Origin of the sequence: Streptomyces sp. TP-A0356, from assembly GCF_001417775.1 — a bacterium.
In the GTDB taxonomy this organism is placed as follows: Bacteria; Actinomycetota; Actinomycetes; order Streptomycetales; family Streptomycetaceae; genus Streptomyces.
Genome location: NZ_BBZJ01000012.1, coordinates 76,261 through 91,283 on the forward strand (window position 1 = coordinate 76,261; position 15,023 = coordinate 91,283).

A 15,023-nucleotide genomic window follows, 5' to 3' on the forward strand; every position below is an offset into this window, starting at 1 on the left:
GGCAACCCTCCCGGCCGAAGACCTCTACGGGGACACGAAGGCACCTGGCGTAAGAAGTTCACCATGCTGAACGTGCGAGTCAGGGGTGGCCCGCCAGGCGCCCGCGATCGGCAACAGGCGCTCTCGGGCATCCACGACGGCGTGAGGGCTCGGGCGTTCAGGTACCCGAGCCCCCTACGACGGCATACGGAAGGTCAGTGCTGGTATCCGGCGCTGTCCATCCGCCGGCCCGGCAGCCCGCCCCCGCCGAGCCGTTCGAACCGCTGCTGGACGTTGGCTGCGAAGGCCTGCTGGTCGGCGCCCGGGTAGGCCTGGCCGGTGGTGTTCATGGCCACGGTGAGGACCCCGCTGATCGGCGCACCGGGTGACGTACGCACCGGCGTGCACAGGAAGTTGAAGTGCTGCGGCGACGGGTGATCGTAGGTGGTGATGGACGCCTGGGACAGCGTGGTGGCCTGACCGGTGCGGAAGGCGTCGTCCATCGCGTTGAAGACGCCGATGGACTCCAGGCCGGGCAGCACCATCCGGCCCGGGCTGAACTGCGGGACCATGCCGAAGGCCGCGCCCTGCTTGCCGTTGGCGTAGCGCAGCAGGTGGTCGGGGCCCTCGGTGAGCATGATGGGGAAGGGCGCCCCGTCGAAGACGGCGAACAGCTCCTTCTGCTGGGCCAGCAGGCTGTCGCGGAGCTTGAAGTCGGACAGGAGCGTCTCGGTGAGCTCCTGCATGCCCTCGCGCAGACCGCGGTCCCAGGCGCGGGGCTTGAAGTCCGCGACGCATACCGTGCCCAGGACCATACCCGTGTTGTCACGCAGGGGGGTGCCCAGGTAGGACCGTACCCCGAGGTCGTTGACGAGGGGGTTGCCCTTGAACCGCGGGTAGTCGAAGACGTCGTCCAGGGCGAGCTGGGACCCCTCGGCCACCACGTGGGGGCAGAAGCCGTAGCTGCCGGGCGCCTCGCGGGAGAGGTTGCTCAGGTCGAAGGGGATGCCGCCACCGTCGGGGCTCACCTTGTCGTCCGGCGAGGCGGTGGGCACGTACATGCCGCGGAACATCTGCCGCTCGTCATTGATGAAGTTGACCATGGCCAACGGTGACTGGGTGAAGCTGGCCGCCAGTCGCGCGACACGGTCGAAGGTGGCCTCCGCCTCAACGGTGTTGAGGCCGAGAACTTGCAGTCGCAGTCGGCGCTGCTCGCCCGCGATCCGGGCCTGGTCGTATGAGTGGAGATCCATGGGATCAGATGAAATCAGAATCTCGGCTCCCACGGATCGCCCCTCCTGGTAATTTCCGTATCCCTCGTCTCGCATACAACTGGCGGTCTGCTCAGGTGACTTGACGCACGAGCCCCGCACACCGGGTCCGCCCCGAGGGACCCGCGGCAGCCCAATCTGGGAGTCTGTCCAAATAGTTCCAGGTTTCAACCTTCGGCGATCACTTCTCGCCAATCGTCGTGCGGCAATCGAGCGGAAGCGATTCCGCGTACGACAATCGTGCGGCGGGCTGGTTTTCGATGCTGACGCGTCCCGCCTGGCACCCCGCGAAGTGATCGAACTTCGGTTCGAACGCCTGGTGGAGAGCCGGATGGGGCGCGTTCTGCCGATGCGGCCCGTGTGTAATGAGGTCGTGCGATGCACCTGCGAGAGAGGGCACAGCGGGGTGGGGCAAGTACGGTGCGAGCTGGAGGCCGCCCGCCGCAAGCGGCAGCGACAGAGCCGTTTCGGCCAGGGCACCGAGCGAGAATTCACGCCAAGATCCACGCCGCCCCCCACGGCCCGGCGCCCTGTCGTGGGCGGGGGCCCGCCGACGTGTTCAGGAGCGTCTGCTACCTGACGGACGAGCCCGGGACGACGATGTGCCGGGCCGAGAGCGAAACGACCTCCTCCGCCCGGACCCGGGGGCCTGGCGGTACGGCGGCGCACGGACGCCAAGGCGCGTACGCGGCGCCGCCGTCAGTGACGACGTGCTGCCGCACCAGCGCTCACCAGGTGGTGCGGCAGGTCAACTACGCGATCCCATACGGACAGTGGCGAAGCAGAAGGAGCAGACGTCATGAACAGGTCGGACGTGGACGCCCGGTCGGTGGCGGTGATCGGCATGGCCTGCCGGCTTCCCGGCGCGTCGAGCACCGACGAGCTGTGGGCCCTCCTCAAGGACGGCGTCGACGCCACCACCGAGACCCCTCCTGAACGTTACGACGCGGATGTCCTGCCGATAGCCGGCCGCCGGGCCGGTCACGTGGACGGGATCGCCGAGTTCGACGCCGAGTTCTTCGGGATGTCCCCCACCGAGGCAATGGAACTCGACCCGCAGCAGCGGCTGTTGCTGATGACCGCCTGGGAGGCGCTGGAGGATGCGGGGCTGCGTCCCGATCTGCTGGCCGGCAGCCGCACCGGTGTGTTCGTGGGCAACGCCCGCGCGGACTACCTGGAACGCGCCCTGCGGCAGGGGCCGGAGGGCGCCACCGCCTCACAACTCTACAACTTCCGCTCCTTGCTGCCCGCCCGGGTCTCCCACACCTTCGACTTCCGCGGCCCCTGCATGGTCGTGGACACGGCATGCTCGTCCTCCCTCGTCGCCGTCCATCAGGCCGTACAGAGCCTGCGCGCCCGGGAGAGTCCCCTGGCCCTGGCCGCGGGGGTGAACATCAAGCTCCGCCCCGACGAAGGCCTGGTGATGACCCGGGCGGGCGGCATGGCCGCCGACGGGCGCAGCAAGTTCGGTGACGCGAGCGCGGACGGCCACTCCCCCGGGGACGCGATAGCGGTTGTCGTTCTGAAGCGACTGGCCGACGCGCTGGCCGACGGCGACCGCATCCGCGCCGTGGTCCAGGGCAGCGCGGTCGGCAATGACGGTCGCACCAGCGACTCGGTCCTCAACCCCTCACTGGAGGGGCAGCTGGAGGTGCTGCGCTGGGCGTACGAGGACGCCGGGGTCGATCCCGCGGACGTCGACTACGTCGAGGCGCACGGCTCCGGGTCACCTGCGCTCGACCCCCTGGAGCTGAGGGCGCTCGGACGGGTCCTGGGCGAGGGACGCCCTGCGGAACGTCCGCTGCTCGTCGGCTCGGTCAAGACGAACATCGGGCATGCGGAGGCCGCGGGCGGGATGGCCGGGCTGCTCAAGGCCGTGCTCTGCCTCGAGAACGGCCAGGTGCCGCCAAGCCTGCACCTGGCCGCGCCGAACCCGGCCGTGCCCTGGGACGAGCTGCCGCTGGTGGTGCCCGGCACGCTCACCGACCTGCCGAAGGCAGACCGGCCCACCATCGCCGGGGTGTCCGGGCAGGGCTCCTCGGCCCTCAACGCCCATGTGGTGATCCGCCGCCCGGATCCGGTCGAGCCTCCCGCCGCTGCCGACGCGACCCGCACGCCGTACGTCCTGGCGCTCTCCGCGCGCAGCCCGGCCGCCCTGGAGCAACTCGCCCGGTCGTACGCCGCCTACCTCTCTCCGGACGGCGCGGGAGCCGCGTACCGCGTGCGCGACATCTGCTTCAGCGCGGCCGTCCGCAGGACGCACCACACGCACCGGCTCGCGGTCGTCGGAGCGAGCCACGAAGAGCTGGTGGCGGCGCTCACCGGGTCACCGGGACTGGGCGGCAGGCCGCTGTCGGCCGTCGCCGACCGCTACCGCCGGGGCGAGGACGTGGACTGGGGCGCGGTGTTCGGGGACCGTGGCCACTTCGTCCCGCTGCCCACCTACCCCTGGCAGACCAAACGCCACTGGCCCGGCGAACAGGGGCACGAGGAGGGCGATCTGGCCTCCTGGGTCCTGCGCGAGCACGCCCGCACCGGCTTCGACGACACCTCCACCCTCACCGACATCGGCATCGACTCGCTGGCGAGACTGCGGATCGTGGTCGAGCTGACCAAGCGATCCAGCCAGGAGGTCGACCCGGAGGAGTTCGGCAGGCTGCGCACGGTGGGCGAGCTGCGCCGGTGGACGCGTGCCCTGGAGGCGGCCGCCCGATGAGTCAGCCGCAGACCGCGTATGCCTGGTTCGCCCGCACCACCGAGGCCTGCGGCGACGACGCCGTGGCGCTGGAGGTCGGCGAGGACCGGCTCACCTACGCCGGGCTGCGCGACCTGGCGGAGCGGCTCGCCGCCCGCCTGGTCGCGGCGGCCGGCGGCATCCCGCCACGACGCGTGGGCCTGCTGGCCAGCCGATCGGTGACCGCCTACGCCGGCTACCTCGCCGTCCTGCGAGCCGGCGCAGCCGTCGTCCCCCTCAACCCCGAGCACCCGTCGGCCCGTACCGCCGACATCGTGAAGGCTGCCGAGGTGGAGGTCGTGCTGGCCGACGCCTCCGGGGCAGACACCGACCCGGGGGTACCCGTCCTGTCGGTGGGCCCCGAGGAGCTCACGCAGCTCGCGGAAGATGCCGCGCCCGAACTCCCGTCCGTGCCGACCGGTCCGGACGACATCGCGTACATCGTCTTCACGTCCGGGTCGACCGGCGCCCCCAAGGGCGTGCCGGTCCTGCACCGCAACCTCTGCGCCTACCTCGACCAGGTCGCCGCGCGATACGACATCGCGCCGGGCAGTCGGCTCTCGCAGTCCTTCGAGCTGACCTTCGACGGCTCGGTGCACGACCTGTTCGTCGCCTGGGCCGGCGGCGGCACCCTCGTGGTGCCCCAGCGCAGCCAGTTGCTGTCCCCGGTGAAGACGATCAACAACCTGCGGCTCACCCACTGGTTCTCGGTGCCGTCGCTGATCTCCTTCGCCTCCCGCCTCGGCACCCTGAAGCCGGGCAGCATGCCCACCCTGCGGTGGAGCATCTTCGGCGGCGAACCGCTCACCCTGGACGCGGCCCGGGAGTGGCGGGCCGCCGCGCCCGGCAGCCGTCTGGAAGTGCTGTACGGGCCCACCGAACTCACCATCTCCTGCACGGCGTACCGGTTCCCCGACGACCCGGCCGAGTGGCCCCGAACCCCCAACGGGACCGCCCCCATCGGCACCGGACACCCGGTCTGCGACCTGCTGCTGCTCGACGAGGACGGCCGGCCAGCCGACAGCGGCGAACTGTGCGTCCGCGGGCCGCTGCGGTTTCCGGGCTACCTCGATCCGGCGAACAACGCGGGCCGCTTCCTCGCACCCGAGGGGCGGCCCGGCGGCGACGAGCCGCTGACCGACCGGCACTGGTACCGCACCGGCGACCGGGTGGCCATGCGCGACGGGCACCTGATCCACCTGGGGCGGACCGACCACCAGGTGAAGATCCGCGGCCACCGGGTCGAACTCGGCGAGGTCGAAGCGACGCTGCGGCAGCAGCCGGGGGTGCGGGACGCGATCGTCCTCGCCGTGCCCGCTCCCGACGGGGAACCGGAACTTCACGCGGCGGTCGGGGCCACCGGCTGCACGTCCGACGGACTGTACGCGGCGCTCGGCGACCGGCTGCCGCCATACATGCTGCCCCGCCGGATCGCCATCCTCGATCACCTGCCGCTGAACACCAACGGCAAGATCGACAGGCGGGCCCTGCTCGAAGAACTCGGACGCTCCCGCTGAACCATCCGCGTCCGAGGATCGGCGCCAACACACCACCCCGACGTCTGTTGTGAGGCAACCCCATGTTCGACGCCATCCTGGTAGGCGCGCGCTGCGCCGGTGCGCCCGTCGCCATGCTGCTGGCCCGGGCGGGCTACCGGGTACTCCTGCTCGACAAGGCCCCCTCCGGCACCGACACGCTCTCCACACATCTCATCCACCAGCCCGGAGTGGCAGCGCTCGCCCGCTGGGGACTGCTGGACGCGGTACGCGCCTCGGGGTGCCCGCAACTGGACCGCGTGGTCTACGAGGTCGCCGACATCCGTCTCGAAGGGTGCGCCCGGGGTGTGGAGGGGCAGCGCGCCGCCTTCGCCCCGCGGCGGCACGTCCTTGACGCCATCCTGGTGGAAGCGGCGGCCGCGGCGGGCGTCGAGGTACGCGACCGCTGCCGGGTGACCGGGCTGCTGCGCGACGGGAGCGGACGCGTCGTCGGGGTGGAGGGCCGACACGACGGCCGATCCTTCAGCGATCGCGCACACCTGGTGATCGGTGCGGACGGTATGCGCTCGACCGTAGCCCACCTGGTGCAGGCGCCGTACACGGTGAAGGATCCCCGGCTGACCTGCGCCTACTACACCTACTGGCAGGACGTCCCCGCCACGCTGGAGCTGTACGAAGCTCCGGGCAGCTGGGTGGCGGCCGTGGCGACCAACCAGGGGGCGACCCTCGTCCTCGCCTACGTTCCGCAGTCCCGCTTCAAGGAGGTCCGCACCGATGCGCACCGGGCCTATCGCGAGCAGATACGCACCACCGCGCCCGCCCTCGACGAGCGTCTCCACGGCAAGGAACCGGTCGAGCGGCTGTACGGCACCGGCGACCAGCGAAACTTCTTCCGGCGGGCCACCGGGCCGGGATGGGCCCTGGTGGGGGACGCGGGGCACCACAAGGACTCCATCACCGCGCGCGGGATCAGCGACGCGTTCCTCCAGGCGGACATCCTGGTGGGCCGTCTGATCGGCCGACTCGGCGAGGACGCGGCCGAACTCGACGCGGCCCTCGCGCAGTTCGAGAAGGAACGGGACACGGCGCTCGGACCCGGTTACGAGTCCACGCTCGGCGTGGCCCACCTCACACCGCACGAACAGCGGCTGGCTCTGCTGCGGGCCGTGCAGAAGGACCCCGAACTCACCGCGATCTACTTCGACCTGGTGGCCGGAATTGAGACAGCAGGGGCCCTATATACCCCCAAACTTCTCGCCCTGCTCTGAGGCGGGGGCACCCGCGCCGGTAACGACAGCAATTCATCCGGGCGACTGCCAGCCAACTCCTGGGCGTCGGAGGGCAGTTGCCATGAGCCGGTGCTGACGCTGCGCCATGATCCTGATACGGTGCAGCCTGATCGCCCGACGTCGCTGACGGCAAGTCAAGGCGCCGCGCCCGGTGCAATCCGCCACTTGGACCGTCCCCACCGAACCAGTGTTTCGCTGCCGTACGAGGAATCAGATGCCAGGCACCCGCGACCGGCGGACACGTCATCGGTCCGCCCCGCGCAGATCTCTCCGATTCTCGTTCGTCCTGCCCTTCGTCGTGCCCGCGGTCTGTCTGACCGGACTGTGGGGGTACACGGCGGCCGGTCTCGTCGACGAGCACATCCAGCTGCAGGCCGACGCGGACCAGGACTCGTCCGTCGCCCGGCCGGCCCAGGCCGTGCTGTCCGCTCTGCAGAACGAGCGTCGTCTGACCGCCGTCTGGCAGGCCGGCCGCACCGGCAGCGCCCGGACGGACCTGGACGCCGCCCGCAAGAAGACGGATGCCGCCGTCGCGGCCTACCGGGACGCCCCGGGTCCCGACACCGCGGCCCTGCGCCGCAGAGCGAAGGCGCTCGACGACGCGCTGGCCGCGCTGGCCGGCCGCCGTGACGCGATCGACGGGCGCATCCTGTCCGCGCCCGACGCCTTCCAGTACTTCACGGACACCATCACCCAGGGCGTCTCCCTGGTGACCACGGCCGTGCACCGCGACAACGGAACTTCCACGGGGGGCGGTGCCGCCACCGCGTCCTTGGTGCAGATCACGGAGATGCTGTCGCGCCAGGACGCTCTGCTGTCCGGCGCGCTGCCGTCCCACACCATGCCCGCCGCGACGCGCGCCCAGTTCGCGGAGTACCTGGCGCTGCAGCGCGAGTTCCGCGCGGGTCTGACCGCCCATGACCTCCCTGCCGGCGCGGCCGCTACCTATACGCAGATCACCGACGGCACGCAGTGGGCGACGCTCGGCATGGTCGGCGACTCGGTGGCCACGGCCAAGGGCGCCGCGCTGCCCCAGAAGGCCTCGACGTGGCCGGACGCCGCCGACGGCGTGCTCGGGGACCTGCAGTCGCTGGGCGCGGACTCTCTGCGCGGACTCGCGGACGACGCCTCGGGCCAGGCCGACGACCTGCTGCTGGGCATGCTCCTGGGCACCGCCGCCACGCTGGCCGCACTGGCCGGCGGCGCGGTGCTGGCGCTGCGCGCCCGCCGCGCCACGCTCGGCCGAGTCTCCGAACTGCAGTCGCGGGCCGAGGAGTTGACCCGCACGCTGCCCCAGCTGCTCGCCCGAATAGAACGAGGCGAGCGGGTCACCCCGGCCGCGCTCGGCCCGCAGGGCCACTACGCCACCGACGAGCTGGAGCGGCTGGCCGGTGCCATCGACCAGCTGGGCCACGTCGCGGCGGACACCGCGATGCGCCAGTCACTGGGCCGCGAGGGCACGGAGAAGGTCTTCGCCCAGCTCATCCGCCGTACCCAGATCCTGATCCACCGTCTCATCTCGCTCCTGGACGACCTGGAGCGCAAGCACGAGGACTCCGACCTGCTGAAGGACATCTTCAAGGTCGACCACATCGCCACCCGCGTGCGCCGCCACGCGGAGAACCTGGTCATCCTCAGCGGTTCCCCGCCCAGTCGCCGGATGAACGCGCCGCTGTCCATCACCGACGTGATGCGCAGTGCCGTCGCCGAGACCGAGCAGTACACCCGCGTCAAGGTGAAGAACGTGCCCGCGGACCGGCGCGTCGCCGTCGCGGGCCGTGCCGTGGCGGACGTCACCCACCTGCTCGCCGAGCTGATCGAGAACGGCACGAGCTTCTCGCCACCGGACACCCAGGTGTTCGTCAGCGCGACGAAGGTGGCCAAGGGCCTGGCCATCCACGTCGAGGACCACGGTCTCGGCGTGCCGCCGGACAAAATGGCGCACGCGAACGAGCTGCTCGCGCACCCGCCCAAGCTGGACATGACGTCCCTGGGCGAGGACCCGCGCCTCGGCCACTTCGTGGTGGCCCGGCTCGCCGAACGGCACAAGATCAAGGTGGAGCTGCGCGAGTCGGTCTACGGCGGCACGCTCGTCATCGTCCTGCTGCCTGTGGCCCTGCTGGAGGAGCACGCGTCGCCGGTCCTGGACCAGCTCCAGTCGGCGGCCGCGTCGGCGGCCAACCTCGCACTGGACGGCAAGTCCCCGCAGGCCGCCCCAGGCGTCGAAGACCGAGCACTCGCGGACGCCGTCGTGGCGGCATCGGTCAGTGCGGCCGCGTCGGCGGGCAGCGGTGCGGACATGCTCGGCCACTCCCGTCTTCCAGACCACAGCGGCTTCCCCGAGTACGGAGGTGCAGGTCTGTTGCCACCCGCGTTGGACCACCCCGTACCGCCTGCCGAGCCGGACCGGTGGGCCCCGGCCCAGGAGGCTCCGGCTCCACCCGCGCACGCCGGGCCGCACCTGGCGGCTCCCGGCGAGCATTCCGGGTACCCCCAGCCGCAGGCGACGGCCCCCGGCGCACAGTCGGATCATCCCGGGCCACGGGCCGGACACGGCGAACCGCAGGCGGGGCCGATGCCCGGCCCCGAGCCTGGGCGCGCCGCGCAGGCCGGGCAGGTGCCTGCAACCGATGCCACCGGGGCATTGACGACCCCTCGGGTGCTGCCCCAGCGGAGACGTGGTGCCAGCCTTGCGCAGCAACTGCGCAGGGAGGCGGCACAGAACACGGACGGGCCCGAGGGCGGGGAGGACAACGGCGTCATCTCCCCGGAGGCGTCGGCCAGCACGATGATGGCCATTCAGCAGGGGCTGCGGCGGGCCCAGATGTCCGACACGGACGGGCCGCTCGGCACGGACACCCGGCCGACGGACCCCAGGGACCCCGGTGCCAACCAACTGTGAGGGAACGTTACGCAATGAATGAGCAGGTACAACCCGGTCCGCAGCTGGACTGGCTCCTCGACGGCCTGGTGGACCGCATCCCCGAGATCCGCTGCGCCATCGTGCTGTCCGGGGACGGCCTCCTCATCGGCAAGTCGAAGGACCTCAACCGGGACGACGCCGAGCACCTGTCCGCGGTGGGTTCGGGCATGCACAGCCTGGCCCGGGGCGCGGCACGTCAGTTTCACGGCGGCCGGGTCCAGCAGACGGTCATCCAGATGGAGAGGGCCTTCCTGTTCGTCACGGCCGCGGGCAGCGGTGCTCGACTGGCCGCGATCGCCACGGAGGAAGTGGACGTCGGGATGATGGCGTACGAGATGGGCACGCTCGTCAAGCAGGTCGGCCAGTACTTGAGTGCCGCGCCCCGCGTGCAGACGCCTTCAGGCGGTCATATTCAGGATGCGTGATCCGCGATGGCTCGACGGTGCGGAGGCCGGGCGTCACTTGCGGCCGTACGCCATCACGGGCGGGCGTACCCGCCACAGTCAGCACACCTTCACACTGATCACGTTGGTCGTCTCACGATCCGCACATGAGGTCTCGCACGAGGATCTGGAGCCGGAGGCGGCCCAGATCCTCGACCTGTGCCGGGATCGCGCGGTGGCGGTCGCCGAGATCGCCGCACATCTGGACCTGCCGGTGAGCGTGGTGAAGATCCTCTGCGGAGATCTCCTCAACGCCTCGCTCATCATCGTCCAGTCGCCGCCCGGGCAGGACGACCAGCCGACGGTGGAACTCATCGAAAGGGTGATGGATGGTATCCGTCAGCTCTGAGCCGGTCATGCCGACCGCGCTGAAGATCCTCATCGCGGGAGGCTTCGGCGTGGGCAAGACCACCATGGTGGGCTCGGTGAGCGAGGTCCCCCCGTTGGAGACCGAGGAACGCATGACCGCGGTAAGCCTCGGAGTGGACGACCTGTCCGGGGTCGAGGGCAAGTCGTCGACGACGGTCGCCATGGACTTCGGCCGGATCACCATCGCCCCCGAGCTGGTGCTCTACCTGTTCGGCACGCCCGGTCAGGACCGGTTCTGGTTCATGTGGGACGACCTGGCGGCGGGCGCCCTGGCCGCCGTCGTCCTCGCGGACACGCGCCGTCTGGACGCCTCCTTCGCGTCGATCGACTTCTTCGAGGCGCGGGACATCCCGTTCGCGGTGGGGGTCAACTGCTTCAACGGGCAGCGGGAGTGCACGGCCGAGCAAGTGCGAGCGGCGCTGGACCTCGACATGTCGACGCCTGTCATGCTGTGCGACGTACGCAGCCGCAGCTCCAGCAAGAATGTGCTGCTCGCGGTGCTGGAGGCGGCACGGGCCCAGGCGGCCGCACGCCTGACCTCACTGGCCGAGCGCTGACCGGCACCTGCCGGCCCGCCGCGTCGGCGTGCCCCGAGGAAGAGTGCGGGGGCCGCCGAAGCTCGGGCTGAGGGCCTGCGGTTTCAGGTCGACGCTTCGGCGAGTGCCGGGCCTCATTGCTATGGCCGCGCGCGGTGGCTGTGCCCGGCCCTCAGCCAGCCAGTGCAGTAAACCAACAACCGGGGGCCGAAAGCTGCCCACGGCCGAGGAGATCTCGCTCACATCTGGCACCTCTCGGCGATGTCGACGGTGAGCGGAAGCGGCGGTCACCTTCAGCGACGGGCAGATCGCCCAGTGTCGCCGCCGCAGCGCCGGTGACGCACCAGAGGCCCGCGAGAGCCTCGATCCGTGGGTGGGCGCCGGCAGCGGCGGTTGGCCCGAGTGGCTGCCGCATGCCCGCCGCGTCCGGCGGAGTGATTCCTGTGTGTCACTCGGGCGCAGGGCAATGTGCCGCCCGAGAACGGCGGCGTCTGTCCGCTACCGTCCAGTGACGCCGGCAGTCGCAGGTACCGGTACCGGTCCTGTCCGGGAAGTCACGAGGAGTTGAGCGTCCATGGCGCAGTGCGAGGTCTGCGGCAACGACTACGAGATGTCTTTCGAGGTGCACGCCAAAGGTGCGGTCCACACCTTCGACAGCATCGAGTGCGCCGCGCAGAGAATGGCGCCGATCTGCGAGAACTGCCAATGCCGCATCCTCGGTCACGGCCTCCAGTCCGACGGGCAGTTCTTCTGCTGCGCGCACTGCGCCCGTCAGCAGGGCAAGGCGGAGCTCGTCGACCACGCCTGACCCGCGCCACCGGCGGTCGCACTCCTACCCGCAGCCGTCCGGACCCAGGGCCCAACGGCATCGCGGCCCCGCCCGCCCTGTGCGCGCGTCGGCCCTCTACGGCTGAACGACGGGACACCGCCGACAGCGGCGCTGCCCCCATGGTCAGCCGCCCTCACCCGTGGCTTCAGGACCACGCCGGCTCGCCGCCGGGACTCTGTTCGTCACCGTCCTGCAGCCACTGACGGCATCCGCGACGAGCAGCGAGGCGTTCCGGTGCTCGCCGATCCGCTGCTGGTCAAGGACTGGTGGCTGGTCCGGCCGCTGCGGCTGCCGAACTGGCGGACGCTGGGCGGGTGGCCGTGCAGCCGACCGGCTGGACGGCGCCTCGCTGCCCGCCGACCGGGCGGCAGGCGTGCGGCCTCTTCCGGCTGTCCCGCCCGACGGATGCGGGCCACTCACCGATCCGGACGTGCTCGCCGCCGCCCCTGGGATGCCGATGTCCTGCGGGGGTCCCAGACGCGGAAGACGCGCGCTTCCACGCCCTGGCCCTCTTCCCGCCGAGCCGGCTCAGCCGACCGCCACAACCTGGGCCGAGCATGCCCACAAGGACACCCGGAATGACGGAGCGTCAGCAGCCCCACGCCCATTGCGCGCAGGCGATCATCACATTTTCGGCATGTCGCTTATGGCATGAATTGCCACTGTCTGTACTTTCGTGCACGCATCGGCTCACAGCCGGCGTCTCTCAGACAGGAGAAGTGAGATGGATTACCGTTCCACCGCCGTCACCACCGCGATCGCGACCGGTGCAGCGATGGTGGCCTCCGGCATCACCTACGCCTCTACAGCCTCCGAGCCCATGCAGGCCGCCTCGGTGCAGCAGGCGGTCACGGCCACCGCGCCCCAGAGCGACAGGGGCGACAGGGGCGACGGCAACGAGGGCCGGCGCAGACGGGGCTACGGATTCGAGCACGAGGGCAGGATCCACATCAACGAGCGGGACTACGCCGCCTTCCAGGGCGGCTGCGTCACCGTGGTCAGCGGCCTCGGCGCCACCAGCCTCAACATCCGCAATGACAGCCGCAGGACCGTCGAGGTCTTCGACGGGGCCAACTGCGACAACGGCGCCCCCATCACCACCGTCGGCCCCCACAGCACCGCCTACGGGGTCACCCCCGCGGTGGTCGACGGCATCATCGTCACCAACGGTGTGGTGGGCAGCTTCAGGGTCGTCGGCCATGAGTACGAGATCCACTCCGAGGACACGTGACCGAGTCACTCGCGACGCGGCGAAGTCGTCGCCGGCGAAATGCGCAAGGACCCGCAGGAGATGTGCCGCGGGACGCGCGAGGCGGACCGGGATGGCGGAGGGCAGCCGCCGGCGCGCGGTGAGTGGTCGCGTCGGACGGCCCTGACCGTCAGGCGTAGATCCGGGACAGGATCTCGCGCCGTGTCACCTGGTCCGCTCCGGGATACACCACCACCACCGGAATGCCGCTCGGGTCGCGCCCTTCCACCAGGGAGAATCCACCGGACGTCCGCGCGGTCGAGGCGATGTGGGACGACCAGCCCTTGAGCACCCGCTCGCACCGACGGAGATCGTCGAATCCGGCGGCCACCCAGACCACGTACTGAACCCCGACGGAACCGACGAAGTGCTCGGCGTTGGCGCCGACGTCGCGCAGGTACAGTTGGACGTCGTCCGTGCCCACGAGGAGGGTCGCGGTGGCCGAACGAACCGTGACCTTCATCAACAGCAACTCACGGTAGAAGTCCACACAGCGCTCAAGGTCGCGAACGAACAACACCACCGATCCCAGCACCGGTCCTCGGGGCGTCGTCGGCGCATCAGCCGATTGCGCTGCCTCGGCGGCAGGCCCCTTCTCTTGGTCGTTGTCCACCGAGACTTCCGCTCCTTCGTGCCCCCTTCTGGTCAGGGCGTGTCACTTGCCGGGACGGCTCGAGCCGGGTCACCGGAACGTAGCCGGCCTGCGGGGCGATCAGGCCCACGACGCTGCAGCGGCCGCTGACCCTGACGACCGTAAGACGTCTGCTGCGCGTGCCGTGGGCTCTCCGATCGGCGTGTCGCCAACCACACCGGATCGGGCGGGGGTCACCCGACCGGCCATGCGGACCCTCGCGGATGCAGCCGATGGCGGTGAGCCCGCGCCCCCTCCTGCGCCGGCCCGGGAGGCCCCTCCCCCTGTCAGCGACCCGGCCGCAGGGCAGGGGAAGTTCGGTGGTCAGGGCAGCAGCAGCGCCCTGACGACAAGGGCGAGGTAGGTCCCCAGGACGAAACCCATCGCCGTCGGCAGCGGCCAGCCGCCGCGGCGCGCGGCGAGGAACCGACGGGTTCCCCAGGCGGGAAGGGCCGCCGTCAGGCAGGGCAGCAGCCCGAGCGGGCCGTCCGGCGCGAACAGCAGGACCTGGCAGCCCACCGCCCCGGCCGCGAGGCCCGCGGCGATCGCCGCGCTGGGCCTGGGGCCGAGGTCGGCCGAGTACAGTCGGGCACCAGGCTCCGCCTCCCACGCCGTCTTGCGGGCGACCTCGAAGTGCAGGAACACACAGGCGCACAGCGCGAGCAGCACCGCCCCGTGCCAGTCGGCGGTGACCGTCCCGGCGACGACCAGCGACCCGTACACGTAGGCGCCGAGCAGCACCTGCACCGGATAGGTGACCGCGAGGTTGAGCAGCTGCCGGTCGCGTACGGCCGGCGACAGTCGCTCCAGGGCGGCAAGGAACAGTCCGTAACCGAGGGCCGCGAGGGCCAGCAGGACGGCCGTCGCCGACTGGGTGGCGTTCAGGGCCGCCACCACCGCGGTGATCGCGGCCATGGCCCCGCGGAGTTCGGTGACGGTGATCGCGCCCGTGACGAGCGGCCGGTCCGGATGGTGCACGCGGTCGTACTCGAAGTCCTTCTCCTCGTCCAGCATTCGCAGGAACAGCAGCACCAGTACGACGCTGACGCACCGCACCCAGGTGGCGCCGGACGGGCGCCAGGACGCGCCGGTCAGTGCCACCGCGGAGCCCTCCAGGGCGAGGACCCACAGGATTCCGTAGGTGGCGTAGACGTGGGGCCGGAACCTGCTCAGCAGGAAACGGCCCAGCCTGCCCGGTACTTGGGGCACGGCGGCGGTGGTCACGAGGGTGTCCCCCTGTACGGATTCGTGCGGTGGTGTGGTGGTTGTGCCCG

12 protein-coding genes are annotated in these 15,023 nt (G+C 71.0%); 9 read left to right on the forward strand and 3 right to left on the reverse strand.

What is annotated here, in order from left to right:
- Window positions 1-194 precede the first annotated feature (194 nt).
- Window positions 195-1,232 carry a GAF domain-containing protein gene (locus tag ASC56_RS00450; RefSeq protein WP_055489094.1) on the reverse strand — a complete coding sequence of 346 codons (1,038 nt, stop codon included), beginning with the start codon at window positions 1,230-1,232 and terminating at the stop codon, window positions 195-197.
- Between the two features lie 817 nt (window positions 1,233-2,049).
- On the opposite strand from ASC56_RS00450, the gene ASC56_RS00455 reads away from it, so the two are divergent.
- The 9 genes from ASC56_RS00455 to ASC56_RS00495 all read left to right on the forward strand — a co-directional run bounded on the left by ASC56_RS00455 (window position 2,050) and on the right by ASC56_RS00495 (window position 13,100).
- Window positions 2,050-3,966 carry a beta-ketoacyl synthase N-terminal-like domain-containing protein gene (locus ASC56_RS00455; protein ID WP_055489095.1) on the forward strand — a complete coding sequence of 639 codons (1,917 nt, stop codon included), beginning with the start codon at window positions 2,050-2,052 and terminating at the stop codon, window positions 3,964-3,966.
- Window positions 3,963-5,501 (forward strand): amino acid adenylation domain-containing protein, encoded by a 1,539-nt coding sequence (locus tag ASC56_RS00460; RefSeq protein WP_055489096.1) that lies wholly within the window; start codon window positions 3,963-3,965, stop codon window positions 5,499-5,501. The genes ASC56_RS00455 and ASC56_RS00460 overlap by 4 nt, the downstream gene beginning before the upstream one ends.
- Window positions 5,502-5,563: 62 nt before the next feature.
- Complete coding sequence (locus ASC56_RS00465) at window positions 5,564-6,748, forward strand: NAD(P)/FAD-dependent oxidoreductase (protein WP_055489097.1); 1,185 nt, start codon at window positions 5,564-5,566, stop codon at window positions 6,746-6,748.
- 235 nt (window positions 6,749-6,983) lie between these two features.
- Window positions 6,984-9,671, forward strand: coding sequence for a nitrate- and nitrite sensing domain-containing protein (locus tag ASC56_RS00470; protein ID WP_055489098.1), 2,688 nt, complete (start codon window positions 6,984-6,986; stop codon window positions 9,669-9,671).
- A 14-nt stretch (window positions 9,672-9,685) separates the two neighbouring features.
- The gene (locus ASC56_RS00475) at window positions 9,686-10,117 is read left to right on the forward strand and encodes a roadblock/LC7 domain-containing protein (protein WP_055489099.1); all 432 of its coding nucleotides are present in this window, start codon (window positions 9,686-9,688) and stop codon (window positions 10,115-10,117) included.
- Window positions 10,110-10,484: a DUF742 domain-containing protein gene (locus tag ASC56_RS00480; protein WP_055489100.1), complete on the forward strand. Its 375-nt coding sequence runs from the start codon at window positions 10,110-10,112 to the stop codon at window positions 10,482-10,484. Before ASC56_RS00475 ends, ASC56_RS00480 begins: the two co-directional genes overlap by 8 nt.
- On the forward strand, window positions 10,465-11,061 hold the full coding sequence (locus tag ASC56_RS00485; protein WP_055489101.1) for an ATP/GTP-binding protein: 597 nt from the start codon (window positions 10,465-10,467) through the stop codon (window positions 11,059-11,061). Before ASC56_RS00480 ends, ASC56_RS00485 begins: the two co-directional genes overlap by 20 nt.
- Window positions 11,062-11,614: 553 nt before the next feature.
- Window positions 11,615-11,848, forward strand: a complete 234-nt coding sequence (locus tag ASC56_RS00490; RefSeq protein WP_055489102.1) for a hypothetical protein — start codon at window positions 11,615-11,617, stop codon at window positions 11,846-11,848.
- A gap of 745 nt (window positions 11,849-12,593) precedes the next feature.
- A complete protein-coding gene (locus ASC56_RS00495; protein WP_055489103.1) occupies window positions 12,594-13,100 on the forward strand; it encodes a hypothetical protein in 507 nt (168 codons plus the stop codon).
- 148 nt (window positions 13,101-13,248) lie between these two features.
- On the opposite strand, the gene ASC56_RS00500 is transcribed toward ASC56_RS00495, so the two are convergent.
- Entirely contained in the window at window positions 13,249-13,731 is a 483-nt protein-coding gene (locus ASC56_RS00500) for a VOC family protein (protein ID WP_055489104.1), read from the reverse strand.
- Window positions 13,732-14,073: 342 nt separating this feature from the next.
- Window positions 14,074-14,973, reverse strand: a complete 900-nt coding sequence (locus ASC56_RS00505) for a hypothetical protein (RefSeq protein WP_055489105.1) — start codon at window positions 14,971-14,973, stop codon at window positions 14,074-14,076.
- Between the last annotated feature and the right edge of the window lie 50 nt (window positions 14,974-15,023).